General features: G+C 65.6%; 23 protein-coding genes. 7 read left to right on the top strand and 16 right to left on the bottom strand.

Annotated features, from left to right (window positions below):
* Nucleotides 1-91: 91 nt before the first annotated feature.
* From RhoFasB10_RS07110 to RhoFasB10_RS07060, 11 genes are all read right to left on the bottom strand, one after another.
* The gene (locus tag RhoFasB10_RS07110; RefSeq protein WP_167675779.1) at nt 92-562 is read right to left on the bottom strand and encodes a hypothetical protein; all 471 of its coding nucleotides are present in this window, start codon (nt 560-562) and stop codon (nt 92-94) included.
* Entirely contained in the window at nt 559-1,764 is a 1,206-nt protein-coding gene (locus RhoFasB10_RS07105) for an MCE family protein (RefSeq protein ID WP_068423545.1), read from the bottom strand. Before RhoFasB10_RS07105 ends, RhoFasB10_RS07110 begins: the two co-directional genes overlap by 4 nt.
* Nucleotides 1,761-2,780 (bottom strand): MCE family protein, encoded by a 1,020-nt coding sequence (locus RhoFasB10_RS07100; protein ID WP_068423543.1) that lies wholly within the window; start codon nt 2,778-2,780, stop codon nt 1,761-1,763. The genes RhoFasB10_RS07105 and RhoFasB10_RS07100 overlap by 4 nt, the downstream gene beginning before the upstream one ends.
* Nucleotides 2,777-3,835: an MCE family protein gene (locus tag RhoFasB10_RS07095; RefSeq protein WP_167675777.1), complete on the bottom strand. Its 1,059-nt coding sequence runs from the start codon at nt 3,833-3,835 to the stop codon at nt 2,777-2,779. Before RhoFasB10_RS07095 ends, RhoFasB10_RS07100 begins: the two co-directional genes overlap by 4 nt.
* A complete protein-coding gene (locus tag RhoFasB10_RS07090) occupies nt 3,832-4,800 on the bottom strand; it encodes an MCE family protein (protein WP_167675775.1) in 969 nt (322 codons plus the stop codon). The genes RhoFasB10_RS07095 and RhoFasB10_RS07090 overlap by 4 nt, the downstream gene beginning before the upstream one ends.
* Entirely contained in the window at nt 4,797-5,813 is a 1,017-nt protein-coding gene (locus RhoFasB10_RS07085; RefSeq protein ID WP_167675773.1) for an MCE family protein, read from the bottom strand. The genes RhoFasB10_RS07090 and RhoFasB10_RS07085 overlap by 4 nt, the downstream gene beginning before the upstream one ends.
* On the bottom strand, nt 5,810-6,958 hold the full coding sequence (locus RhoFasB10_RS07080; RefSeq protein WP_346764361.1) for an MCE family protein: 1,149 nt from the start codon (nt 6,956-6,958) through the stop codon (nt 5,810-5,812). Before RhoFasB10_RS07080 ends, RhoFasB10_RS07085 begins: the two co-directional genes overlap by 4 nt.
* Nucleotides 6,955-7,803: an ABC transporter permease gene (locus tag RhoFasB10_RS07075; RefSeq protein ID WP_167675771.1), complete on the bottom strand. Its 849-nt coding sequence runs from the start codon at nt 7,801-7,803 to the stop codon at nt 6,955-6,957. The genes RhoFasB10_RS07080 and RhoFasB10_RS07075 overlap by 4 nt, the downstream gene beginning before the upstream one ends.
* Complete coding sequence (locus RhoFasB10_RS07070) at nt 7,803-8,612, bottom strand: ABC transporter permease (protein WP_114330412.1); 810 nt, start codon at nt 8,610-8,612, stop codon at nt 7,803-7,805. Before RhoFasB10_RS07070 ends, RhoFasB10_RS07075 begins: the two co-directional genes overlap by 1 nt.
* A 3-nt stretch (nt 8,613-8,615) precedes the next feature.
* Entirely contained in the window at nt 8,616-10,166 is a 1,551-nt protein-coding gene (gene fadD5 / locus RhoFasB10_RS07065) for a fatty-acid--CoA ligase FadD5 (protein WP_167675769.1), read from the bottom strand.
* 103 nt (nt 10,167-10,269) lie between these two features.
* Nucleotides 10,270-11,079, bottom strand: coding sequence for an enoyl-CoA hydratase (locus tag RhoFasB10_RS07060; RefSeq protein ID WP_206030587.1), 810 nt, complete (start codon nt 11,077-11,079; stop codon nt 10,270-10,272).
* 141 nt (nt 11,080-11,220) lie between these two features.
* Here RhoFasB10_RS07060 and RhoFasB10_RS07055 point away from each other — a divergent pair, with 141 nt between their 5' ends.
* The 3 genes from RhoFasB10_RS07055 to RhoFasB10_RS07045 are packed head-to-tail and all read left to right on the top strand — an operon-like array spanning nt 11,221 to nt 13,955.
* On the top strand, nt 11,221-12,408 hold the full coding sequence (locus tag RhoFasB10_RS07055; RefSeq protein WP_167675767.1) for a TetR/AcrR family transcriptional regulator: 1,188 nt from the start codon (nt 11,221-11,223) through the stop codon (nt 12,406-12,408).
* 3 nt (nt 12,409-12,411) lie between these two features.
* The gene (locus RhoFasB10_RS07050) at nt 12,412-12,861 is read left to right on the top strand and encodes a DUF4334 domain-containing protein (protein WP_114330415.1); all 450 of its coding nucleotides are present in this window, start codon (nt 12,412-12,414) and stop codon (nt 12,859-12,861) included.
* Between the two features lie 2 nt (nt 12,862-12,863).
* Nucleotides 12,864-13,955 (top strand): NAD(P)-dependent alcohol dehydrogenase, encoded by a 1,092-nt coding sequence (locus RhoFasB10_RS07045; protein ID WP_207890797.1) that lies wholly within the window; start codon nt 12,864-12,866, stop codon nt 13,953-13,955.
* Nucleotides 13,956-13,972: 17 nt separating this feature from the next.
* On the opposite strand, the gene RhoFasB10_RS07040 is transcribed toward RhoFasB10_RS07045, so the two are convergent.
* Nucleotides 13,973-14,920, bottom strand: a complete 948-nt coding sequence (locus RhoFasB10_RS07040; protein WP_068423657.1) for a DUF808 domain-containing protein — start codon at nt 14,918-14,920, stop codon at nt 13,973-13,975.
* 101 nt (nt 14,921-15,021) lie between these two features.
* On the opposite strand from RhoFasB10_RS07040, the gene RhoFasB10_RS07035 reads away from it, so the two are divergent.
* Complete coding sequence (locus RhoFasB10_RS07035) at nt 15,022-16,086, top strand: alpha/beta fold hydrolase (RefSeq protein ID WP_084423632.1); 1,065 nt, start codon at nt 15,022-15,024, stop codon at nt 16,084-16,086.
* Here the strand turns inward: RhoFasB10_RS07035 and RhoFasB10_RS07030 are convergent.
* Nucleotides 16,033-16,959 (bottom strand): oxygenase MpaB family protein, encoded by a 927-nt coding sequence (locus RhoFasB10_RS07030; protein ID WP_068423525.1) that lies wholly within the window; start codon nt 16,957-16,959, stop codon nt 16,033-16,035. The genes RhoFasB10_RS07035 and RhoFasB10_RS07030 overlap by 54 nt on opposite strands.
* A 4-nt stretch (nt 16,960-16,963) precedes the next feature.
* The gene (locus RhoFasB10_RS07025) at nt 16,964-18,460 is read right to left on the bottom strand and encodes an aldehyde dehydrogenase family protein (RefSeq protein WP_068423524.1); all 1,497 of its coding nucleotides are present in this window, start codon (nt 18,458-18,460) and stop codon (nt 16,964-16,966) included.
* 138 nt (nt 18,461-18,598) lie between these two features.
* Between RhoFasB10_RS07025 and RhoFasB10_RS07020 the strand changes: the two genes are divergently transcribed.
* Together RhoFasB10_RS07020 and RhoFasB10_RS07015 are read left to right on the top strand one after the other, a co-directional pair.
* Nucleotides 18,599-19,741, top strand: a complete 1,143-nt coding sequence (locus RhoFasB10_RS07020; protein ID WP_068423523.1) for an acyl-CoA dehydrogenase family protein — start codon at nt 18,599-18,601, stop codon at nt 19,739-19,741.
* The gene (locus tag RhoFasB10_RS07015; protein WP_068423522.1) at nt 19,741-20,409 is read left to right on the top strand and encodes a GntR family transcriptional regulator; all 669 of its coding nucleotides are present in this window, start codon (nt 19,741-19,743) and stop codon (nt 20,407-20,409) included. The genes RhoFasB10_RS07020 and RhoFasB10_RS07015 overlap by 1 nt, the downstream gene beginning before the upstream one ends.
* Here RhoFasB10_RS07015 and RhoFasB10_RS07010 read toward each other — a convergent pair.
* Entirely contained in the window at nt 20,406-21,017 is a 612-nt protein-coding gene (locus RhoFasB10_RS07010) for a TetR/AcrR family transcriptional regulator (protein ID WP_167675765.1), read from the bottom strand. The genes RhoFasB10_RS07015 and RhoFasB10_RS07010 overlap by 4 nt on opposite strands.
* Nucleotides 21,018-21,100: 83 nt before the next feature.
* Here RhoFasB10_RS07010 and RhoFasB10_RS07005 point away from each other — a divergent pair, with 83 nt between their 5' ends.
* Nucleotides 21,101-21,919, top strand: a complete 819-nt coding sequence (locus tag RhoFasB10_RS07005) for an oxygenase MpaB family protein (protein ID WP_167675763.1) — start codon at nt 21,101-21,103, stop codon at nt 21,917-21,919.
* A gap of 60 nt (nt 21,920-21,979) precedes the next feature.
* Here RhoFasB10_RS07005 and RhoFasB10_RS07000 read toward each other — a convergent pair whose 3' ends face one another.
* Entirely contained in the window at nt 21,980-24,355 is a 2,376-nt protein-coding gene (locus RhoFasB10_RS07000; RefSeq protein WP_167675760.1) for an FdhF/YdeP family oxidoreductase, read from the bottom strand.
* Nucleotides 24,356-24,367: the final 12 nt, after the last annotated feature.

Raw genomic sequence — 24,367 nt, 5'->3', positions numbered from 1 at the left:
CGGGAGTGCAGCCCGCGGAACGACCCGATCGAGCCGGGAGTGCAGCCCGCGGCACGACCCGGGTGCACGGCCCGATGGGCCTGCCATCATGTCATCGCGGTTCCGCGGAGGCCAACAGCCATCGGTCTCCGTCACGCTCGAGCCTCACCAGCATGCGTGACGAATCGGTGCGGCCGTCGGGCGCGGTGAGATTGCGCACCGACTGGTCGAGAAAGAGGGCGACGACGGCGTGCTCGGAACTCAGTTCGACGACTCCAGCGCTGGTCACATGCCCTGTGGCCTGTCCTTGGCCTTGGCTGAGCAACCCCGTCAGTTTGTCGGACACGTTCCGGTAGGAACTGGCGAAATCGGCGGTCGACGACGACGTCACCGCGTCCAGATTCGCCGTCGGATCCGTGTAGTGGTACGTGGCGAGTTGCTCGGTGTACTGCGTCGCCGACGCCACGGCCGTCGACCGCAGCTCGTCCATCGTGCGGTTCTGCACGACGAGGTAGCCCAGCACGGCGACGGCCGCAACGAGCGTCGTGGCGATCATCGCGGCGACGATCCTTCGCAGCGTCATTCGGACACTCCTTCCAGAAGTCTCTTCCAATAGTCGAGCGCCTCGACGCCCGTCGGGATCAGCAGTGGGTCGTCGGCCATCGGTGGGCCGGTGACGTTGCCGGGCTGCGTGGCGTCGCCTGCGCCGAGGTCGTTCGGTCGGGGTGCGTTCGCAGAGCCGCGTTGCGCAAGGTCGGGACCGGGTGGGCAGTAGAGGTTCAGGTTCGGCTCGCGTGGTGACTCGTCGCCGACGCTGCGGCGCGGGGTGTCGTACCAGCAGACCGGCCCCTGGGTGGCGACGAGCGTGAAGTCCCCGCGGTCGCCGTGCACGATGGACGTCAACTTGCCGAGCGTCGTCGGCATCGCGTCGAGCAGTGCCGTCGTCGCGGGTGTGCGATCGGCGAGCACGCCTGTCACGGAGACGAGGTTCGTGAGCAGGGCGCCGAAGGTCCCCCTCGTGTCGTCGAGCAGCACCTGCGTCCTGGCCAGCGCGTCCGGCGACCGGTCCAGGAGGTAGATCAACGACGGCTCCTGGGCGCGCAGTTGTCCGGTGATGTCCCGCACGGCCGCGGCGGATCCGGGCAGACCGTCCGCCCGGGAGGCGACGGCGTCGAGCATCGGAAGTCCGGCGTCCACGATGTTCGCCAGGGCAGGCGCCTGTTCCTCGAGCATGCGGGACAGAGTGTCGACGTCGTCGAGCAGTCGACGCAGTGCAGGACCGGTCCCGTCGAGCGCGGCGCCGAACGTCTCGCCGAGTGTCGTGATCGAGTCGGGATCGATGGATTCGACGAGACTCGACATCTCCACGAGCAGGTCGCCGAGCTCCCTCGGCTGGTCCTCGGGTCGCACCACGAGAGCGCCGCCGTCGGCCAGGTACGGTCCGGCGTCCGTCGTCGGGACGATGTCGAGGGTCCGGATGCCGAGTGCACTGGCGTCGGTCACCTTCGCGGTCGATCCGACGGGAACCCGCGTGTCCGGATCGAGTCCGATCGCGAGCTCGACGCCGGCGTCGGTGACGGTGATGTCGGTGATCTCGCCTACCGCGACACCCCGGTACGTCACGCCCGCTCCGACACCGAGGTTCATGGCGTCGGGCATCGTCGCGGTCACCGCGATCGAACTCCGGAGGAGTTGGGACCCCACCACGTAGTGGGTGCCGACCAGTACCGCTACGACCGAGGTGACAGCGAAGAGCACCAATTGAATTCGCACCGTACGCCTCATCGAGGACCCTCCGGAACGAGTAGTTGTTCGAGCGTCGCCGGCACATCGGCGACGCGTCCGCCCGTCATCAGTTCGCCGACCGTCTCCGGAAGGTCCAGAGCACCGTCGAAAACGAGGTAGTCGCCGTGTACCGCGCCGTCGAACCCCTCGATGAACTGGTTCATGTTGTCGAGCGTCGGCGTGACCGAGTCGTTGAATCCTTGGATCGATGCGAGAAGAACCGCGAGATCGTCGACGCCCGAGGCCAATCGATCGGTGTTGTCGCCGAGCAGTTTTCGTGCATTCTCCGCGAGCGACGACGTCGTGGCGATCAGTGACGATATCCGGTCTCGTTGACGGACGAGCAGGTCCATCGTCGGCGCGGCGACGGCCAGACCTGCATCGAGGGTGGCGCGATTGTCGGCGAGCGCGGCGGACACCGCACCGGCAGCGATCAGCACTCGATCGAATTCGGCTTGCTGCGCATCGGCCTTCGCGAGGAGTGCGTCGGCGCTGTGCATCAGTTCGCGGATCTCGGGGCCACGTCCGCCGAACGCGTCGTTCATCTCGGTCACGATGCCCTGCAGTTGGTCGATGCCGCTGCCGTTCAGCACCAATCCCAGTGTGGCCAGCGAATTCTCGAGCTCCGGGCCGATTCCGGTGTTCGCGATGACGTCGCCGTCGACCAGGATCGTGGACGACGGATCGGCAGGCACCTCCAAGCGGACGTACGGCTCACCCAATGCGGACGGAAGCTCCAGCGACGCGGTGACGTCGGCAGGCAGCGGAGTCGACGCCTCGAGGCTGAGTCCGACCTGGGCGCCGCGCCCGTCCGTCGTCAGGTCGTGGACGCGTCCGACGAGATGCTGTTCGACGCGCACCTCGGTCCCGAGTCGGATGCGGTCGGCGCGAGGGAATTCGGCCGTCACGAGGTAGTCGTCGCCGTCGGCGGAGCGGCCGATCGGAAGCTCACCGAGCCCGAGGCTGCAGCCCGACAGCAGAAGGGCAGTGCAGCAGAGCAGTACGAGGCGCGTCATCGTCCTCCCGTCATCAACTGGGCGAGGCCGAGCGGATCTGACGTGCTGATGGGCACCGGAACCGGATTGGTCAGTCCGGCGCCGGTGCAGATCGGCAACGCGAGATCTCTGCAGAGCGGCGCCGCCGCGGCGAACTGGTCCAGATCGGTGGAAATGTTCAGGCGGATGCGGGCGCGTTCGTCGTCGCCGATGGTGTTGCCGATGTTCTGCATCGTCAGTGGCAGCAGGTCGAGGAATTCGGCGAATTGCGCTTCGTGCGCCGCGAACCGGCCGGTGAGGTCGCGGGTGTTCGCGAGGACCGCTCGAAGGTCTTGTCCGCGGTCGGCGAGGAGGACGTCGAGTCGGTCGAACATGTTGCGCAACTGGGCAATCGGCGTGCCGATGTCGATGTCCTCGGACGCGAGCTGGCGTCCGAGCAGATCGAGCGAGTCGGTAACAGAGGTCAGGGCACCCTCGCGTGATGCAAGCGCGGTGACGAGAGTGTTCAGATTCTCGATGAGCGCACCGATCTGATCGCTGTTTCCTCCGACGACCGCGGTCGCCTGAGAGATGTCGCGTATCGCGTCGTTGATCGCAGGACCGAGGCCTGCCGTTCCGTCGGCGACGATGTCGAGCGCGGACCCGACGTCGCCGCCGTCGGGGCCGAGCGCGCCTGCGAGTGTCGTGACGCTCGCCATCAGCTGATCCCAGTTGATGGGCGAGTGGCTCCGTTCGACAGGAATGATGGTGTCGCCCAGCGTCGGTCCGCCTCGGTATGCCGGTCCCAGTTCGACGAAGCGGTCGCTCACGACGGACGGGTTCATGACGTAGGCCCGCGCGTCGGCCGGGATGTCGACGCCCGACACCGACATGGTGACCCGCACACTCGTGCCCTGCGGCTCGACGGCGTCGACCGTCCCGACGGGAACGCCGAGCACCTGTACCGGGCTTCCGGGATAGATTCCGTCGATGTAGGCGAAATCGGCTGTGACGGTGGTGGAATCGTCCGTCGATATCACGAACCAGCCGCCGCAGGCCACGACGGCCAGGAGCACGAACAGAGCCACGTACCTCATCCGGTGCACCCCGTCATCACACCCAGCGCACACAGCAGATTGTCCGGTACCGGGCCGGCGGGGGCGGACACGTCGACCCAGTTGCCATTGCCGGTGGCGTCGGTGACCGCACGGAGACCCGCGGGCAGTGTGGACATGAGGGCGTCGATGTTCTGTCCGTTGCGCTCGAGCGTGTCGGTCACGGAGCGCATGTCGATCAGCACATCGTCGAGTTCGGCGGTGTTGTCGTTCAGGAACGCCTCGGCCGACGCGGTGAGCGTACGCAGGTCCGTCACCAACTGGCTCACCGCCGCTCGACGGTCCGACAGAATGCCGAGAACGGTCTGTGCGTTTCCGAGAAGCACTGCGAGCGAATCGCTTTCCGCGGCCACGGCCGTCGACAGGGACTGCGACGCATCGAGAAGCCCTGCGATCTGCTCGTCGTTCCTGGCCAACATGGCCGACGCGGTGCTGACCCCGGTCAACGCGTCGGCGACGATCGTCGTGTCGGTCGGGGTGACGTCCCGCAGCGTCGCCACCATCTGCTCCAGGGCCGGGACGTCCAGTTCGTCGGCGGCGTTCGTGGTGGCGGTCCCGATCTCGTCGAGCGAATACGGCACGATGGTTCGCGCCAACGGGATGGTGTCGATGGAACCTGTTCCGTCGGGGATGATCTCGAGATACCGCTTACCGAGAATGGTGCGCAGCTTGATCGCCGCCTGAGTGCGATCACCCAATGGTCGGCCGCGGTCGAGCCTGAAGTGCACCTCCACGTGGTCACCTGCGATGTCGACGCTGTCGACGCGTCCGGCGGGAACGCCCGCCACGTAGACAGGGTCCGATTCGGTGAGACCGCCCGCGTTCTCGAACTGAGCGCTGTAACCGGTGGTGCGAAAGACGTACCAGCCGTGCGGAATCGCGATAGCGGCGATCAACAACAGCGCTACGAGTGCGATGCCGGTGACCCCTAGTCTCACCGTCGTCATCGGCATATCTCCGTGTGTGTTTCCCCGAAGATGTTCGCCTCGGCGTCCCCGGCCTTCAGAATGAAGTTGCAGGTGTACAGGTTGAGCCAGCCGCCGTAGTCGCCGAGATGATTGATCGCCGACGCCAGTTCCGGCAACAGGGTCATCGTGCGGTCGAAGTTCGCGGTGTTCGGAATCCACGAATCGGTCGTGGCGTTCGCGTCCGACAGAGCAGCATCGAGAGGGTCGACAGCGTGAGTCGTCAAGACCGACAGCGACCGCACTGCGTCCGATCCGTCGTCGAGAAGCGTCTCGAGCTGGTCTCCCTGCTGTGCGACGGTGCTGCTCATGTCGGTCAGGCCTCCGATCACGCGGGTGATGTCGTCACGATGCGAATCCATCGTCGTGACAACGGAACTCAGATCGGTGATCAGGTCGGTCAGTACCTGCTCGTTGTTCGCCAACCCCCGGGTGACCGACGCGACATGCCGCAGCAGGGAGTCGATCGTTCCCGCTTCACCTTCGAACGCGTCGATGACCGAACGCGCCAGCGCGTTGACCTGGGCGGGATCGACCGCGGCGAACAACGGCTCGAATCCGTTCACCAGAGCCGTGAGGTCCACCGGGGGCGTCGTACGTTCGAGAGGGATGGTGCCGCCGTCCGGCAAGGTGCCGGACGGTTCGGTAGGTGGGTCGAGTGCGAGATATCGGGCGCCCAGCATGTCGCCGTATCGAATGGCCGCGGTGATGTTCTGCGGTACCGCCACTGCCTTCTGCACCGAGAAACGCACGACTGCGGTGCTGCGGTCCGCGGCGGTCGTGAAATCGACGTCGTCGACCCGTCCGACGCGTACTCCTGCCAGTGTGACGTCGTTGCCGTCCCGTAGACCTTCGACTCCGCTGAATTCGGCTGTGTACGAGACGGTGTCGCCGGGCACGGGAACACTGAGCGTGTCGACGACGACGATCGCCGACACCACACCCGCCACGGCGAACGCGGCGAGCTGCACCAGCGGTGTGCGAACGGAGGTCATCGAATCGTCACCTCGGTGCCCTGCAGGACCGGTGCGAGCAGCATCGTGCTGGCAGGGTTCAACGGGAGGGGAGCGCCGACGGCTGCGTCCTGCACCGTGGAGAGTGCGCACGCGCGGCTGTCGAGTCCGGGATAACGAGGGCAGTCGGCCGCCGTGTACGGCAGGGGATCGGAGAAGTCGGGCACCGCGGTGATGTCGAATCGACCGCTCGCGAAGATTCGGGCTCCGGCTGCGCCGAACGGCTCGAGCATGTCGAGTGTCGCCGCGAGCCCATCGGCGTTGTCCGACAACGTCTCCAGAACCGTTGCACCGCGCTGGACCACGGTGATCGTGGTGGATGTGTTGTCCCGTGCCACGGCATCGGCCGACGCGGCCAGGCCGGCGGCATTGGTCAACAGAGCGTCGAATCCGTCGGCACGGTCCAGCGTCGTCTGCGACAACGCGGTGGCTGCGTCGATCGTCGCCAGTACGTCGGGTGTCGCATCGGCGAGAGCTTCGGCCACGTGCCGAACCGACGTGGTGTGATCGAGCGCTGCGTCGATCTGCGGCTGAAGCTGCGCCTCGATGGACGCGACGCGGTCGATCGTCTCGCCGAGTCTCCGGCCCCTTCCGTCGAGAGCCGTACCGATGGCGGTGAGGGCAGTCTGCGCCCTGGCCGGCTCCACTCGGTTCAGCAAGCTGGTGACGGTGCGATAGACGTCGGCGAGTTGTACTGCTTCGGCGGATGTGTCGACGCTCAGGGTCGTGCCACCGGTGAGAGGCCGTGACGCCGTGCCGGTGTCGACGAGATCGACGTAGACGTCACCGAACAGGGTTCGCGGCGCGATACGGACGAGCGCCGATGCCGGGACTGTGTCGATCGCGTCGGGGTCGATGCGCATCGTGACGCGAGAACGGTCGGTGCCGCTGTCGATGGCGACGACTCTGCCGACCTGTACACCGCGGTACACGACACCGATCTCTCCGATCAACAGACCGGCAGATGCCGGAACTTCGGCGTAGACCTCCGGTGCGCGCTCGAACGCGCCGTCGGCGTACGCGACGGACGCGACCGCCGCGGTCGTCAGGGCCGCCGCAGCCGCGACGCCCCGCATCGCAAGCCCGGTGCGGCTCGGCCCGAGACGTCTCGGCAGCGCTGCGGTCACGAGACACCGAGCCCGGGCACGGTGGGCGCGATTCCCCACAGCACGAACGTCAGGAACACGTCGGTGATGCCGATGGCGAGAATGGAGGTGCGCAATGCGCGCCCGGCTGCGCGCCCGACGCCCTCCGGGCCGCCGGACGCGTGGAAACCATAGGCGCAGTGGACGAGTGCGACCACGATGGCGAAGACCACGGCCTTGACGACCGAACCGACCATGTCGGCGGGCGTCATCGCGAGATGGAAGTAGTAGTCGTACGTCCCGGCCGAACTGCTGCCGAACGTCACGACGACAAGGCGCGTGGCGACGAACGTCGCGATGAGCCCGACCAGATAGATCGGAACGATGCACACGACGACCGCGAGCAGGCGCGTCGTCGCGAGAAAGGGAATCGGTCGGACGGCCATCGAATCGAGTGCGTCGATCTCGTCCGAGATCCGCATGGCACCCAGCTGAGCGGTGAAGCCTGTTCCGACCTTCGCCGCCAGCGCGATACTGGCGATGACCGGCGCCAGCTCTCGGGTGTTCGCGATGGCGGACAGCAAGCCGGACAACGATGTCAGGCCGATCAGGTCGAGACCGCGGTACGTCTCGACGCCGACCATCATCGCCGCGACGGCGGACATGGCGAACACGATGCCGATCGTTCCGCCGCCCGCGAGAAGCGACGCGTACCCGAAACTCACTTCGCCGATGTGCTGAGCGACGTGTCGGTAGTAGCGGCGGAGCGTGAACGGTATCGCGGCGACGGTCTCGGTGTAGAACGTGACGTGCTGACCGAGAACGACGAGTGCGCCGGTGGCGCGATGTCCCTGCCGGCGGAGTCGGACCACACCGTCGTACGGCATCAGTACGTCCCCACTGCCGGAACCGCGACCGAATAGAGCTGGGACAACACGGTATTGACGACGAAGACGAGGACGAACGCGAGCACGACGGCCTCGTTGACGGCATCGGCGACGCCGCTCGGGCCACCCTTGGCGTGCAGACCCTTGAACGACGCGACGAGGGTCGACGTCACCGCGAAGCAGACCGACTTGATCATCGCCATCGTGAAATCCGATACGCGACCGTACTCGCTGAACGTCGCGAGGAACGCGCCTGCCGATTGATCGGCGACGAACACCTGATAGAAGAAGCAGGCACCGACGCCGACGGCCGTGACCATGGCGCAGATCGCGAGTGACACGACGGCCGACGCGATCAACCGCGGTACGACCAGCCGTTCGACGACGTCGAGACCCATCACCTCCATCGCCGCGATCTCCTCGCGGATGGTCCGGGATCCGAGGTCGGCGCAGATGGCCGACCCGGCGACCCCCGCCAGCATCAACGCGCAGACCAGCGCTGCTGCTTGACCGACCACGACGAATGCGACGACGGCGCCGGAATACGCTCCGGCGCCGAGCCTTCCGGCCAACGAGCCGACCGATACCGCGATCAGTACGCCGATGGGCAGCATCAGCAGCAACGCGGGCACGGTGCAGACCCGCGCGACGAACAGAGCCTGCGTAATCGTTTCCTCGAGCGACAGCCGTCCTCGAACGACGGTCGTGATCGTGCGCTGGATCGCCGTGACCGAGAACGCGACGAGGCCGCCGATCTGGTTCGCCAGGTCGCGTCCCGGGCCCCGCGCGACGGGGAGTTCGAAACTCACCGGTTATGCGGGCGTCGGCGAATACGTGTTGCGCAGCGCAACTTTCACGACCTTGCCGCTCGCGTTGCGTGGCAACGCATCGACTGTCACGAGCTCCTTCGGATGCTTGTAGCGCGCGAGGTGGTCGCCGAGCCACGACGACAACTCGTCCAGGCCCAGGTCGGGGCCTTCGTCGTTCAGCGCGACGATCGCGACCGGCACCTCACCCCACTTGTCGTCGGGACGTCCGATGACGGCCGCCTCCAGGATGCGCGGATGGCCGAACAGAACGTTCTCGACCTCGGCGCAATAGATGTTCTCGCCGCCCGAGATGATCATGTCCTTCTTGCGGTCGACGACGAACACGAATCCTTCGTCGTCCTGACGCACGAGATCACCCGAGTGGAACCAGCCGCCGTGAAACGCGTCGGCGGTGGCGTCGGGGTTCTGCCAGTACTCACGCATCAACGTCGGCCCGCGATAGACGATTTCGCCGACGGACCCTGGTTCGACGTCGTTCATGTCGTCGTCGACCACACGGGCAGCGATGGTCGGGATCACGCGGCCCACCGAGCCCAGCTTGCGTAAGGCGTCCTCGCCGTCGAGGACGCAGGTGATGGGTGACATCTCGGTCTGCCCGAACACCGCCACGTTGAGTGCGTCGGGGAAGGTCGCTGCCATGGCCTTCAGGATCGTGTCCGATGCAGGCGCGGCTCCCCACGAAATGACCCGCAGTTTCAGCGATCTGGGGTTGCGCGACTGCTCGGCGCACATGGCCTGCCACTGCACTGGCACGAGGAACAGCGTCGTGACGCCCTCGGCGGCGAGCACATCGAGAAGAGCCGACGGGTCGAACGCGCCCACGGGATAGATCACGGTCGGAACACCGAGTTGCAGGCTCGGTGCCAGGCTGCCGAGCGCGGCGATGTGGAACATCGGTGACGCGCAGAATCCGACCTCGTCGACGCCGTGCATTCGGAGTGCCCGAATACATGTGAGCGCCTGTGCCTGCATGTTCGAGTGGGTCAACACGGCACCTTTGGGGCGACCTGTCGTACCCGAGGTGTACATGATCAGGGCGGGTGCGTCGTCGGGTACGTCGACGGGTTCGGCGGGCGTGGCGTCGGACAGCAGCGTCTCGTACTCCGTGCCCGTGGTGATCTTCGTGTTCAGCGAATCGACTTGTGCAAGAACGGCATCGGCCAGCGGCGACAACGTGTCGTCGGTGACGAGAACCTTCGCGCCGCTGTTCTGTGCGAGGAAGGCGACCTCGGGCGGTGTCATGCGGAAATTGACCGGCACCGCGAGAGCGCCCAGAGCATTGACGGCGAGAACCGTCTCCAGATACTCGGGGCGGTTGAGCATGAGGATCAAGACGCGATCGCCGTACTCGATGTCGTTGTCGGCCAACACCCGAGCGAACCGAGCGACGCGGTCACCCAGGGTGGACCAGGTGATCGATGCTCCTTGGAACCGGAGTGCGACGGCGTCGGGCTGCATGAGCGCGTGGCGTCGGACCTGATTGTTCCAGTTGATGCGAATGGATCGATGGGGTTCGTCCGAATGGGCGGCCATCGCGCTTCCTCTCCGTCGAGGGTGGATGTGGTGACGAGCGTACCTCTGGCCGGGATGGGCCGAGGGCAAATTGACAACGGTATTTCTGCACCGTGCGGTGCCTCTAAGTTTGCGGTGATTCGCGTTCGAAATCGGGTCGGCGATGCTCGAGCACGGCAGCGATGCCTTCGCGGAATTCCGGGGCGGTCAACAGTTCGATCTGGCCCTCACGTTCGCGTTCCAGTGCGTCGTCGAGAAGAGCGAGCGTCGACGCCGTCAAGGCGCGCTTGGTGAGCTCGAGTGCACGCCGTGGCCCGCGGGCCAGGCGTCGGGCGATCTTCTGCACGTGGTTCTCGAGTTCGTTCGCGGGCAGGACCTTGTTGATCAGTCCCGCCGCGGCTGCGTCGGGCGCCGTCATCGGCTCCGCCAACAGCGCCATCGCCGCCGCACGGACGCGACCGATCGCCGCCGGAACGAGGAGGCTGCCGGCGCCGTCGGGCATCAGCGCGACCGTGGTGAATGCCAGCAGAAACGATGCCTCCTCGGCCGCGAAGACGAGATCCGACGCGAGTGCCAGTGATGCTCCGATGCCCGCCGCGACGCCGTTCACCTGCGCAATCACCGGAACAGGGGCGTCGATGACCGCGCGGACGAGCGCCGTCGCCGTCGCCATCGTGTCCTCCGCAGCGCGCCGTATGTCGTCTGGAGACGTCGGAGTCGACGCGGCCATCTCGGCGATGTCCGCGCCCGTGCTGAATGCGTGTCCGGTGCCCGTGAGGACCACGACGCGGACGTCACCGTCGGGGGTGACGGCAGACAGGGCGTCGACGAGCGCAGCGGCGGTGGGTCCGTCGAGTGCGTTCATGCGGTCCTGTCGGTCGATGCGCAGAGTCAGGACTCCCGCGTCCGACACCGAGTGCAGACCAGTGGCCATCGAATGCTCCTGCCATGAGGTCGGCCGTGCGAATTGCCGCTAACTTAACGCGTTAATTCTGCTGCCTGTCAAGGGTTGACGAAATCGACCACTAGGATGAGGATCGACCGGGGTAGCACACGAGGACGGGAATGGAAGCGGATGACGGACACCGAGGCGCCGCGTCGTCGACGGCCGAGAAACCGCAAAGCGCAGATTCTCTCGGCTGCGGCGGAGGCGTTCAGCGAGCGTGGCTACCATCCCGTCGGGATCGACGACATCGCCGCGACGGTCGGAATCTCCGGGCCGGCACTGTATCGGCACTTTCCCACCAAATACGCCTTGTTCGTGCACACCGTCATGCGGCTCGCGGACCTGTTGCTGGCCGCGACGGACCCCACTGTCGTCGACGGACCCGACGCGGAAGCGCGCATGAACGCTGTGCTCACGGCGGTCATCCGCACCACCATCGACAACAGGCGCACCGGTGGGTTGTATCGCTGGGAAGGCCGCTACCTCGTCGGCGACGACAAAGTGGCGCTACGCGACGCCCTGTACACGCTGCATGGGCGCGTCGAAGATCCGTTGAAGACGCTGCGTCCCGAGTTGCCCGACGCCGACGCGGCGTTGCTCGCCACCGCCGCGATCAGTGTCGTCGCAAGTATCACCGCGCATCGTACTGCGTTGTCCGCCAAACAGATCGAGACGATGATCCTCGACGCGGCATGGTCGGTTCTGCAGGCTGATCTGCCTCCGGGCTCGGCGGACTCCGCGTCTCGTGACGTGGCGACGCCGGATTCGAAACGCGAACTGTTGCTGCACGAGTCGATTCTGCTGTTCTACGAGCACGGTTTCCACGACGTGAGTATCGAGGACATCGGCGCGGCCGTCGGCATCAACGCATCGAGCGTGTACCGATACTTTCCCAGCAAGGCCGAGCTGCTCGCGGCGGCGTTCCATCGCGCCAACGAAAAGTTGACGGACACGCTGCAGACGTCGCTCGCACGCTCGACCGATCCGGTCACGGCCATCGCCACGCTGTGCCGGTTGTACACGGAACTGACGTTCGGGCAGAGCGAACTCGTCGCGGTCTACTTCGCCGAGATCGGCAATCTGCCCGCGGAACAGCGCTCGGGACTACGAAACGTGCAGCGGCAGAATATCGAACGATGGGCGCAGCTGCTGCGAGATGCGCGGCCGGAGCTGTCGGTCGTCGCGTCCCGATTCCTCGTGCATGCTGCGCTGGGCGTCGTGTTCGACGTCGGTCGCGCGGTGCGATTCGATCGCTCGGATGCCACGGTGGCTCGGGTGCACACGGTGATGGTGGCGGTACTGATGGGGAGGCAATGAACGATGAGGGTACGGGAACTACTGGAGCAGTCCGACGTTTCTACGGACGAACTCGACGAGGTCTGGGCGACGCTCGACACGGTGCGTGCGGAGGACATCCTGGGGTCGTGGACCGGCGCGGCCTTCCGAACCGGCCACGCGCTGTGTGCCGCGCTGCCCGCAAGTAGATGGCACGGCAAGACTTTTCATTCGCTGACCGACGCGAAACCTCTCATCTGCCGCGCCGACGACGGGTCGCTGTACTCGAACGTCGAGCTCGGTGCGGGCGAGGCGTCGCTCTGGAACATCGAGTTTCGAGGCGAGGTCACCGCGACGATGGTCTACGACGGCAAGGCCGTGTTCGACCACTTCAAACGTGTCGACGACCGCACCCTGATGGGGATCATGAACGGCAAGCCCGACCTCGTGCTGTCTCGCGGCAAGCACTTCTACTTCGTGCTCGAGCGCAGCTGATGGTGACTGCCAGGGCGTTGGTCTCGCGAGACCCGCTGTCGCCGTTCTCGATCGAGAGCGTGCAGATCGACGACCCACGGAGCGACGAGATTCTCGTTCGAATGCGCGCGACCGGCATATGCCACACCGATCTCGTTGCACGCGCGGCGGGTTCGCGCACGCGTCCCGTTCTGCTCGGGCACGAAGGTGCGGGAGTGGTCGAGACCGTCGGTAGTCGGGTGACAGGGATACGACCCGGCGACCACGTCGTTCTCACGTATCGCCGGTGCGGCACGTGTGCGAACTGCGCACAGGGACGACCCGCGTACTGCCACCGCGGCGGCGTCCTCAACCAGTTCGGTACGCGGGCAGACGGTTCGCCTCGGGTGACGAGCGGCGGCGGACCCGTTGCCGACGGATTCTTCGGACAGTCGTCGTTCGCCGAGATGGCACTGACGACGCAGGACAACACGATCGTCGTCGACCGAGACGTCGACCTTGCCGTGGCGGCGCCCCTCGGCTGCAGCGTGCAGACGGGAGCGGGCGCGGTGATGAACGTGCTGCGCCCCGAACCCTCGGACTCCTTCGTCGTCCACGGCGCGGGCGGGGTAGGGATGGCAGCGGTGCTCGCTGCGGTTGCGACAGGGGTCGGGACGATCTGCGTCGTCGAGACATCCGGTGCGCGACGTGCACTGGCCCTCGACCTCGGTGCTACCCACGTGTTCGATCCGGCAGATGTCGACGTGGTCGAGGCGCTGCGTGACGTCACCGGCGGAGGTGTCACACACGCGTTGGACACCACGGGTGTGGCCGACGTCGTCGCCGACGCGATCGCCGCACTGGGTATCGGGGGAACGCTCGTGACCGTCGGACTCGGAAAAGGGACGGTACGACTCGACCTGCTCGACACCGTCATTACAGGGAAGACCGTTCGCGGATGCCTCGAAGGGGACTCGATACCGGAACAGTTCGTTCCGGTTCTGACTGCACTGCTCCGAGACGGCCGACTACCCGTCGACCGACTGGTGTCGTCCTACCACTGGCGAGACATCGACGCAGCCGTCGACGACCACCGTGACGGGAAAACGGTCAAGCCCGTGTTGCTGTGGGAGTGAGAGCTGCGCGTGCGAACCTAGTGCGCGCTCTCGGCGGATCTGCGGCGCGCAAGAAGGCGTGAGACGCCCAGCTGCGCGACGACGACGATCGTTCCGACGATCAGGCCCAGCAGCGCCGAGGCGAGAGTGTTGACGATCCACGCGAGCACCGGTCCGATGCCGGCGATGTCGTGGACAGCGTCCTCGCCGTGATGAACGAGCTCGTACAGCGGGTGGAAGCCGAGTTCGTCGATCCCGACGAGCAGGATGTGCCCGCCGACCCACAGCATGGCCGCGGTGCCGACGACGCCGAGGAACGACATGACCTTCGGCATGGCCTTGACGAGGCCGCGTCCGAACTTCTCGACGAATCCGGACGACTTCTCGGCCAGACGCAAGCCGATGTCGTCCATCTTCACGATGAGCCCGACGACACCGTAGACGACGACGGTGATGACGACCGCGACGACGGCGAGAATGATCAATCGGCTCCAGAAGCCTTCGGAGGCAATGGTGTCGAGTGCGATGACCATGATCTCGGCCGAGAGGATGAGGTCGGTGCGGACGGCACCGGAGACGACGCTGTCCTCGTCGCGAGGTCCGTCGTCCTCGGCGTGGTGGTCACCGTGCCCGAACAGTGCACCCCAGATCTTGTGCACCGCTTCGTAGGCGAGGTAACAGCCACCGAGCATCAGGATCGGCGTCAGGAGCCACGGAAGGAACTGGCTCAGTATCAACGCGATCGGCAGGATGATCAGCAGCTTGTTCCGCAGCGAACCGATGGCGATCTTCTTGATGATCGGCAACTCGCGCTCGGCGGCGAGACCGCGGACGTACTGGGGCGTCACGGCCGCGTCGTCGATCACGACACCGGCAGCTTTCGCGGTCGCTCGTCCGGTCGCAGCGCCGACGTCGTCGATCGAGGCCGCAGCCAGACGCGCGAGCGCGGCTACGTCGTCCAGCAGTGCAACGAGTCCACCGGCCATCGTGGAGCCTCCTGTGAAGAGTGCGAAGCGATACCACCGAACGATACCCGCCCACATTGTGGGTAAAGACTTCGTCAAGAAAGGTTGTTAGCATGCCTTCCATGTCGGTGACCACGCGTGTACTCGTCGGATTGACCGCTTCTCTGATGCTCTGCGCGGGAGGTGCCACCGCGACCGCTGCGCCGATCGACGTGCCGTGGTCGCCCGACACTGCCGTCGACACCGAGGTCGAATTCGTGTCCGACGGCATCACCTACTACGGCAGTCTGCGACCCTCGGTCGGCGAAACACGAGGCGCCGCACTGCTTCTCCCGGGTAGTGGACCGATAGACCGCAACGGGAACGTGCAGGCCGCGAACATCTCGCCGAGCACCATCGCCTACATTGCCGACGCGTTGGCGCAACGAGGCATCACGACGCTGCGGTTCGACAAGATCGGGGCAGGCCGCACCGGAACCGACGGACTCGACCCAGCGGATCCCCCCGGCTTCACGGACCAAGTCGACGCGGCCGAGGCAGCGGCCGCAGTGTTGTCCGAGCGCACCGGAATCAGCGGCGACGACTTCGCGGTGCTCGGACACAGCGAGGGCGGGTTGACGGCGTTGGCGCTGGCCGACCGCGGAGTGGCCGTCGGCAAGCTCGGTCTGCTCGCGCCGCTGTCCATTCGCTATTTCGATCTGTTGCATGCGCAGTTGAACCGCAACTTCGACCTTGCGGTCTCGTCGGGTCAGGCCACGCCTGCCGACGCGGACGTGTGGCGAGGCCGTCTCGACGAGACCATCGCGGCGTTGCGGGCGGGTGAGCCGCTGCCGTACCCGGACGACGAGGTGCTCGCGCCGATCGGATTCGACGAGGAGAGCGCCACGTTCCTGACCGAGGCCGACGCGTTGGACCCGGCCGTGCTGGCCGGTAGGTTGCCGTCGGGCACCGATGTTCTTCTGACGTGCTCGGACAAGGATCTCAACGTGTCCTGCGGGCAGACGGACGTGCTGTTCGACGCGCTGCAGGGGACCGACGTCGACTACGCGCGTTTCACGAACGCCTCGCACATGCTTGCCGAACTGGGTCCGTTGCCGACGACGGGCTTCGACATGTACGCACCGCTGCCGCAGTCATCGGAGTTCCGCGGCGCTCTCGACGCGTGGGTGGACCGCGCGTTCGCTTGAGTAGGGACACGTGATGGCGCCGAGATCCTTCGGGGTGTAGTTCCCCGGGTAGCCGGGATAGGTCTTGTTCTTCGGATCGTCGGTGGTGCGGGGCCTCTTGCGAGTCGGGAGGAAGCGTTCGGCGCGGGCCTTGGCGCGCAGGCTAGCGACGGCTGCGCGCTTGACGACGGGTGAGCCGGCCGGGAAACCGAACGCGCTCGCCATCCGGTCGTCCATCAGCGCGAAGACGCCCTGTTCGACAGCAGGGCGAAGAAGCGCCGGGAACCAGGAGCAGAACAGGTCGAGTGTGTAGGTGCCGACCTTGTGGTTGTCGTCGGTGTAACGGAAGGTGCGTTCCTCGTAGTCGAGCTTGAACCGTGCGAAATCGGTGTACGACTCGGGAATGTTCTTGATCCCCATGCGCATTCCGACGTTGCGGTAGAAGTGGAACGTCGCGAGCCGCTCCGTGGGATGCAGCCGACGCCACCCGTACGTGTCGATCCATTCGATCGGCTCGTAGATGAAGGTGGTGAGCACGTACAGCATGTCGTCGTTGTCGATGTGGTACTGCCCGTGCATGCGGTTGACCATGCGCAGTGCCTCGCGACCGCGCGCGGAATCGTACCCGTGCTCGACCATCTCTCCCATCAACAGCGAGGTGTCGTCGTACCGCTTCTGGGGCCGGTTCGCGAACTCGCCGGTCTTCTCGAGCAGCGCGGAGATGGTCGGCACGCAATACGTTCGGAACAGGGCGAATTCGAGCGCTCGTTGGTAGTCCCACGGGAATTCGTATCCCGCGGTGATGCGATGGATGGTGTGGCAGTCGTCGACAGGGTCGAGTTGTTCGATACGTCGAAGCCAGCCGTAGCGGCCCCGCGCCGGCGTGAGGTCCATGGGGTCATCCCCGTCCGTGGCGAAGTTTCAGCATGAGCGCCGAGATCTTCAGATCACGCGCCTTGCGCTGCATGGTCAGCAGGTTCAGCGGAGCAGCGAACTTCTGGACGGCAAGCGATTTCACGGTGCTGAACTCGCGAAGACCGTCGGCCCCGTGAATACGGCCGAAACCGGAATCCCCGGTTCCTCCGAAGGGAAGTGCAGGTATTCCGGCGAAGCCGAGGACCGAATTGACCGTCACGACACCACAATCGAGCCTCTCGGCTGCCCGACGGCCGGCGGCGGGGTCCTTCGTGAACACCGACGCCCCGAGGCCGTAGGACGACGCGTTCGCGCGGTCGATGCCCTCGTCGAGGTCGCGGACCTTGTTGACGACGACAGTCGGTCCGAACGTCTCTTCGGTGATCGCCGTGGACGTTTCGGGAACGTCGGTGAGAACGACCGGATCGATGTACGGCCCGTGCAGCGAATCGAGGCCACCGACGACGGCGTGTCCGCCCTTCGACAGTGCGTCCTGGATCTGTGCGCGCACGATGTCGCTCTGCTTGCCGAGCGTCATCGGACCGTACGACGACGTCGACGCTCCACCCGGTTTCAGCGCGGTGACCGACGCGGCGAGCTTGTCGACGAACTTCTCGTAGACGGGCGCCGCGACGTAGATGCGTTCGACGCCCGCGCACGTCTGTCCTGCGTTGCCCATCGCGCCGAACGTCGCGAACTCCACTGCCGCATCGAGGTTCGCGTCGGCGTCGACGATCATCGCGTCCTTGCCGCCGCACTCGGCGACGAGAGGGGTGAGTGATTCGGCGCAGGTGGCCATGACCTTCTTGGCGGTGGCGGTGGATCCGGTGAACGCGATCTTGTTCACCGCCGACCGGCAGAGCGCGGTGCCGGTGGATCCGTCGCCGGTGACGGTCTGGAACACGGGATGCGGCGCGGCCAACGAATTCCATTTCTGCGCAAGCCATTCGCCGACACCCGGCGTCAATTCGCTGGGCTTGAACACGACGGCGTTGCCTGCGGCGAGGGCGTACGCGATGGAGCCCATCGGGGTGTAGAGCGGATAGTTCCACGGCCCGATCACGCCGACGACCCCGAACGGTCGGTAGCCGACGTACGCCTGCTGGTTCGCACTGATCAGTCCGGACGAGACCTTGCGCTGCTTCAACGTCGTCTCGGCGTTGCGGGCTGCCCAGTCGATGTGTTCGACGCCCATCATCACTTCGAGAAGCGAGTCCTCGTCGGGCTTGCCGGTTTCGGCGGCGATGACGTCGGCGAGGCTCTGTGCGTCCTTGGCGATGGCTTTCTTGTATTCGAGAAGCCAACGCTTGCGTCCCGTGAAGCCTTGGACGTCCCACCATCGCGCGGCGGAACGAGCCCGGTCGACGGCGTCGTCCACCTCGTTCACTCCAGCTACCGGGTAGCTGGCGAGGACGTTCGACGTTCGTGGGTCGAGGCTGTCGAACGTACGAGTCGGGGTGCGTTCGGCCTGGTCCGTCATGGGCGATTTCCTCCGCGGGCTGGGGGCGATCTGCTTGTCACATCACATATATTTGATGTGATTTACTGTTGTCGAGCTCACACTATGCGCCGTATCCGGCCTGAGACAACCCCCAATCGTCCTTCTTCAGGAGCCAAGATGAGCACGGATTTCACGCAGGAACAGCAGTCGTTCGCTCGCGCCGTCGCAGATTTCTGCGCCAAGGAGGCAGGGACGCGAGGTCAGCGCGATGCCCTCACCGACCACGGCAAGCACACCCACAACCAGGCGCTGTACGAGAAGATGGCCGCGCTCGGCTGGCTCGGTGCAACGATCCCGGAAGAGTACGGGGGCGCCGACGGCAGCACCGTCGACATGTGCATCCTGCTCGAGCAGGCAGCCAAGGCCATGGCCCCGATCGGGGGCATCGGACCGACCCTGATCACCGGCGCCGCGTACGAGAAGTTCGGCACCGCGTCGCAGAAGGAGACCGTGCTCGGCGGCATCGTGGCGGGTCGCAGCTACTCGATCTCGATGTCGGAACCGGAGGCGGGATCGGACGTCGGGAATCTGAGTTGTCGTGCGGAGAAGACGGGCGACGGTTGGGTGATCGACGGACAGAAGACATGGTGTTCGAACGCGCATTTCGCGGATCGGATTCTGCTCGTCGCGCGAACGGGGCGTGGAGGCGGGAAGCATGAGGGGCTCACGATGTTCGATGTGCCCGCCGACGCGGACGGCCTGTCCATCGTGGGGATCGAGACGATGGGCGGGAAGGAAGTCAACGATCTGTACTTCACCGACTGTGCGTTGCCCGCGGACGCGGTCGTCGGCGTCGAGGGCCAGGGGTGGTCGCAGCTGATGACAGGTCTGAACATCGAGCGTCTGATCCTGGCGGCGATGATGCTCGGTACCGCACAGCGGGCGTTCGACGACACTCTCGAGTTCATCACGCAGCGGAAGCAGTTCGGACGACCCGTCGGCACGTTCCAGGCTCTACGGCATCGGATTGCGGATCTCGCGACGGAGATCGAGTGCGGTCGGCTGCTGGTCTACCACGTCGCTCGACTCGTGGACGAGAACCCGCAGAAGCTGTTTCCGCGGGAGGCGTCGATGGCGAAGTTGAAACTGACCGAGACGGCGAAGAAGGTTGCGCTCGAGGGCATGCAGATGATGGGCGGGTACGGCTACGCAACGGAGTTCGACATGGAGAAGCACGTGCGAACGACGCTGGTGTCGTCGATTTACGGCGGTACCAACGAAATTCAGCGCGACATCATCGGAAAGACCTACGGGCTCTGATGTCCGCACCCGCTCTGCGACGTAGACCCCAACTGTCGGAAGAGGTTGCCGGCCACCTCCGGGGGCAGATCATGTCCGGAGCCATCCGACCCGGTTCGTTCGTGCGGATCGACGAGACGGCGGTCGAACTGGGCGTCAGCGCGACACCCGTCCGCGAAGCGCTGGTGTGTCTGCGGGGCGAAGGGCTGGTCGAGCAGGTTCCGCACCGCGGCTATCGCGTCGGCGAGCTGTCCCGGGACGACATCGAGGACATCTTCTGGCTGCAGGGCACGATCGCGAGCAAGCTGGCGCGTCGTGCGGCGCGGGTGATCACCGCCGAGCAGATAGTGCAGCTGACGGGGTTGAACGGCTGTCTGCGAGATGCCGTCGGGCGTGCCGACGCGGAGTCGGTCGAGCGCTGCGAATTCGAGTTCCATCGAACGGTCAACAAGGTCGCGGGTGGCGTGAAGCTCGCGTGGTTCCTGTTCGGTGCGATTCGCTACACCCCGGCCCGGCTGTACGCGTCGGACCGTTCCTGGGGTGAGGAAGCGGTGCGCAGCCACGAGGCGTTGATCGCGGCATTTACCCGGCGGGACCTCGAATCGGTCGGTGAGCTGATGCGTCGACAGTTCGTGGATGGCGCAGAGCGTCTGATCGCGCACCTCGAACGCGTGGGGGTGTGGGGCTAGCGCTCGGGTGCCGCCGCGAGCAGCAGGTCCGAACACTGTGCGACGACGGCGTCCTCGTCGAGGTCCAGTTCACCGCCGAGCCATGCCGTGAGCACCTGGGCGAAGCCGCCGACGACGTACTGCGTCGTCAGGTCCAGGCTTCGATCGCCTGTGGTGCCGTAGAACTCCGACGCCTGTGCTGCGAGAAGGCCGGCGAACATGCGAGTCGACTCGGCTCGCTTGGCGGCGAGAACGTCGTTGCTCAGTGTGGCCGAGAAGAGGAGGCGGCCGCGTCGGGGATCCTCGGCGACCATGCGGACAACGGTCGCCACGGCCGCATGGACTCGTTCTTCTTCGGACATCGGTGACGCGGCGACGGCGGCGAGAGTGGCTGTCGTCAGTTCGCCGACGACTCGGTCGTAGACGGCGTCCATCAAGGCGTTCTTGTCCGCGAAGCTCTCGTAGAAGTACCGCGACGCCACTCCCGCGGTACGGCAGACGCCGCGGACGCTGAGTTCGGGCTCGGTCGTTCCGAGCAGGTCGAGGCCCGCCTCGATCAGCACGCGCCGACGCTCGGCGACGCGCGCCGACCCGTCGACTCCGCCGTAGGTTCGCGGTGTCGGGGACATGTGCACATCTTGACACCCCGTGTCGTGTGCGCCTAGCGTCATCTGAACACACCCGTATGCAGATTCCGCCATTGGGGAGAGCGATGACTGCCGACAACGAACTACTCCGCAAGTCCATGACGGGCGTCGGCCTGCTCGCCGGAGGCGCCAACGTGATCATGCAGTTGGCTCATCCCAGCGTCGGCTACGGCGTCGTCGAGAGCCGCGTCGAAAGCGGTCAGATCAACCGGCATCCGATGAAACGCACTCGAACGACGCTGTCGTATCTCGCGGTTGCCGGTATGGCCGACGACGACGTGAAGACGGCCTATCGGAGAGCCACCGACAGATCTCACGCTGCGGTGAGGTCGACCGCCGACAGTCCGGTGAAATACAACGCGTTCGATCCGAAGCTCCAGCTGTGGGTCGCAGCGTGCCTGTATCGGGGATTCGAGGACGTCTATCTCGCGCTGTACGACGCGCCCGAGCCGGGCTTCATCGACGAAATGTACAGCCGCAGTCATGTTCTGGGATCGACGCTGCAGATGCCGGAGGACATGTGGCCTGCGGATCGTGCCGCGTTCGACAAGTACTGGGACGCCGCACTCGACGACGTGCACATCGACGCGACGGTTCGGCGGTATCTGTACGGCATCGCGTCCGCTACCTTCGTCAAGCCTGCCGTGCTGCATCCGTTGATCGGACCGTTCATGCGTTTCGTCACCACAGGCTTTCTGCCGCAACGATTTCGCGACGAGATGGAGCTGCCGTGGGACCCGGTGAAGGAGCGGCGGTTCGCGCTCCTGCTGCGAGTCCTGGCCCTGGGAAACCGGATGACTCCCGTCGCCGTGCGCCAGTTTCCGTTCAACGCCCTGCTCTGGGACGTGCGACGGCGAATGCGGTCGGGGCGGAAGTTGGTATAGGGCGCTACGCGCCACGTGCGCGCGAATGTATAGAGGGGTATACATTCGCGCGCACGGCGCCTAACTCAGATGATGCGGCTGCGGGTGCGTCTTGTGCGACCAGTCGGACCCCGTGTCGTCCTGGTGGCCGTGACCGACGGGCTCGCACGCTGTTCCCGCCCGAACGACCTGGATCACGACGGACTTCGACGTCGGACAGTTGCTTTCCATCGCCGTCGAGTCCAGTGGCACGAGCGGATTGGTCTCCGGGTAGTACGCCGCCGCGCATCCGCGCGGGGTGTCGTACTCGACGATCCGGAAGTTCGACGCGCACCGCTCGATGTCGTCGTCCTCCCAGCGCGTGACCAGATCGACGAAGTCGCCGTCCTGGAACCCGAGTGCTGCGATGTCGTCGCGATGCAGGAAGACGACGCGTCGGCCACCCTCGATGCCGCGGTACCGGTCGCTCAGCCCGTAGATCGTCGTGTTGAACTGGTCGTGGCTGCGCAGTGTCTGCAGCAGCAGGTGGCCGTCGGGTACGTGCAGCACCTCGATCGGCGACGCGACGAATTCTCCCTTGCCGGACTCGGTTTCGAACGTCCGCGAATCGCGCGGGGGATGGGGAAGGATGAAACCGCCCGGGCGTCGAACATTCACTTCGTACCCCGCACACCCGGGTACGACGCGTGAGATGTGCTCGCGGATGAGGCGGTAGTCGTCGCGCATGCCTTTCCAGTCGATGCCGTACCGATCACCGATGGCGGCCTCGGCGATGCCGGTGAGAATCGCGACCTCGGAGCGCAGGTGCTCGCTCGCGGGCTTCAGCGGTCCGCGCGACGAATGGACCGAGCAGGTCGAGTCCTCCACCGAAATCCATTGCGGCCCAGTGGCTTGTACGTCTTTCTCGGTCCGGCCGAGGGTCGGAAGGATCAGCGCGGTGTCGCCGGTGACGAGATGGGACCGGTTGATCTTGGTCGAGATGTGAACGGTCATCGCGAGATTGCGCATGGCCTGGGCGGTGACGTCGGTGTCCGGCGTCGCCTGCACGAAGTTGCCTCCGAGCCCGAGGAAGAACTGTGCCTTGCCGTCGCGCATCGCACGGATCGAGTCGACGGTGTCGTGTCCGTGCTCGCGCGGTGGGTCGAAGCCGAACTCCTTCTGGATCGAGTCCAGGAAGTGCTGCGGGACGCGCTCCCAGATGCCCATCGTGCGGTCACCCTGCACGTTGGAATGGCCGCGCACGGGAAACAGACCGGCCCCCTTCTTGCCGATATTGCCCTGTGCGAACGCAAGATTGGTGACTTCCTTGATCGTCGCGACGGCATTGCGGTGCTGTGTCAGGCCCATGGCCCAGCAGAACACGGTGGCCTTGGAGTCACGCAGCATCTTCGCGGCGTCGGTGATCTGCTCGCGCGTCAACCCGGTCGACGACGTGACGACGTCCCAGTCGACGGCGGTGACGTGCGCCTTCCATTCCTCGTAGCCGTTCGTGTGCCGATCGATGAAGTCGCGGTCGATGCAGTCCCATTCGACGAGCAGTGAGCCGAATGCTTGGAACAGCGCGAGGTCACCGTTGACCTTGATCGGCAGGTGCATGTCGGAGATGTCGGTGCCGGGCCCCACCATGCCGCGTGGTGTCTGTGGATTCTTGAAGTTGACGAGTCCCGCCTCGCGAAGCGGATTGATCGACAGAATCTTCGCGCCGTTCTGCTTGGCCTTCTCGAGTGCCGAGAGCATACGCGGGTGGTTGGTGCCGGGGTTCTGGCCGGCGATGACGATCAGCTCGGCCGCGTAGACGTCCTCGAGCGTCACGCTCGCCTTGCCGATGCCGATCGACTCCTGCAACGCGATGGACGTCGACTCGTGGCACATGTTGGAGCAGTCGGGCAGATTGTTCGTGCCGAAGGCTCGGGCGAACAGCTGGTACACGAACGCCGACTCGTTCGACGCGCGCCCCGACGTGTAGAAGATTGCTTCGGTCGGATCGGCGAGAGACTTCAGCTGGTCGCCGATGAGGCGGAACGCGTCGTCCCACTCGATCGGTTCGTAGTAGCGCGCACCGGGCAGCTTCACCATCGGGTGCGTGATGCGACCCTGCTGGCCGAGCCAGTGTTCGCTGCGCGAATCGAGATCGGCGATGCTGTGCGCGGCGAAGAAATCCGGCGTCGCGCGTGTCGTCGTCCCTTCCTCGGCGACCGCCTTCGCGCCGTTCTCGCAGAACTCCGCGACGTGGCGATGGCCGGGGTCGGGATCCGGCCATGCGCAGCTCATGCAGTCGAAGCCCTCGGCCTGATTGAGGTCGAGGAGGGTCTTCGCCGTGCGCACCGGGCCCATGTGGCCCAGCGCGCGTTTCATCGACACAGCGACCGCGGTCGCTCCGGCGGCATGGGTCTTGGGCTTCTCGATGTCGAGATCGGCCTCGTCGTAGTCGCGTACGTCGTGTTTGCCGGCGCGCATGTGGATCCTCTC

Source organism: Rhodococcus sp. B10, assembly GCF_011770055.1.
Classification (GTDB): domain Bacteria; phylum Actinomycetota; class Actinomycetes; order Mycobacteriales; family Mycobacteriaceae; genus Rhodococcoides; species Rhodococcoides kyotonensis_B.
This window is presented reverse-complemented; position numbering and strand designations above follow the sequence as displayed.

Coding starts and splice junctions, on each gene's coding strand:
- RhoFasB10_RS07040 (WP_068423657.1), bottom strand. CDS start 14,920: ATGGCCGGTGGACTCGTTGCACTGCTGGACGACGTAGCCGCGCTCGCG.
- RhoFasB10_RS07100 (WP_068423543.1), bottom strand. CDS start 2,780: ATGACGCGCCTCGTACTGCTCTGCTGCACTGCCCTTCTGCTGTCGGGC.
- RhoFasB10_RS07110 (WP_167675779.1), bottom strand. CDS start 562: ATGACGCTGCGAAGGATCGTCGCCGCGATGATCGCCACGACGCTCGTT.
- RhoFasB10_RS07035 (WP_084423632.1), top strand. CDS start 15,022: ATGTCGGTGACCACGCGTGTACTCGTCGGATTGACCGCTTCTCTGATG.
- RhoFasB10_RS07030 (WP_068423525.1), bottom strand. CDS start 16,959: ATGGACCTCACGCCGGCGCGGGGCCGCTACGGCTGGCTTCGACGTATC.
- RhoFasB10_RS07075 (WP_167675771.1), bottom strand. CDS start 7,803: ATGCCGTACGACGGTGTGGTCCGACTCCGCCGGCAGGGACATCGCGCC.
- RhoFasB10_RS07010 (WP_167675765.1), bottom strand. CDS start 21,017: ATGTCCCCGACACCGCGAACCTACGGCGGAGTCGACGGGTCGGCGCGC.
- RhoFasB10_RS07105 (WP_068423545.1), bottom strand. CDS start 1,764: ATGAGGCGTACGGTGCGAATTCAATTGGTGCTCTTCGCTGTCACCTCG.
- RhoFasB10_RS07090 (WP_167675775.1), bottom strand. CDS start 4,800: ATGACGACGGTGAGACTAGGGGTCACCGGCATCGCACTCGTAGCGCTG.
- RhoFasB10_RS07060 (WP_206030587.1), bottom strand. CDS start 11,079: ATGGCCACTGGTCTGCACTCGGTGTCGGACGCGGGAGTCCTGACTCTG.
- RhoFasB10_RS07015 (WP_068423522.1), top strand. CDS start 19,741: ATGTCCGCACCCGCTCTGCGACGTAGACCCCAACTGTCGGAAGAGGTT.
- RhoFasB10_RS07025 (WP_068423524.1), bottom strand. CDS start 18,460: ATGACGGACCAGGCCGAACGCACCCCGACTCGTACGTTCGACAGCCTC.
- RhoFasB10_RS07000 (WP_167675760.1), bottom strand. CDS start 24,355: ATGCGCGCCGGCAAACACGACGTACGCGACTACGACGAGGCCGATCTC.
- RhoFasB10_RS07050 (WP_114330415.1), top strand. CDS start 12,412: ATGAGGGTACGGGAACTACTGGAGCAGTCCGACGTTTCTACGGACGAA.
- RhoFasB10_RS07005 (WP_167675763.1), top strand. CDS start 21,101: ATGACTGCCGACAACGAACTACTCCGCAAGTCCATGACGGGCGTCGGC.
- RhoFasB10_RS07085 (WP_167675773.1), bottom strand. CDS start 5,813: ATGACCTCCGTTCGCACACCGCTGGTGCAGCTCGCCGCGTTCGCCGTG.
- RhoFasB10_RS07095 (WP_167675777.1), bottom strand. CDS start 3,835: ATGAGGTACGTGGCTCTGTTCGTGCTCCTGGCCGTCGTGGCCTGCGGC.
- fadD5 (WP_167675769.1), bottom strand. CDS start 10,166: ATGGCCGCCCATTCGGACGAACCCCATCGATCCATTCGCATCAACTGG.
- RhoFasB10_RS07020 (WP_068423523.1), top strand. CDS start 18,599: ATGAGCACGGATTTCACGCAGGAACAGCAGTCGTTCGCTCGCGCCGTC.
- RhoFasB10_RS07055 (WP_167675767.1), top strand. CDS start 11,221: ATGACGGACACCGAGGCGCCGCGTCGTCGACGGCCGAGAAACCGCAAA.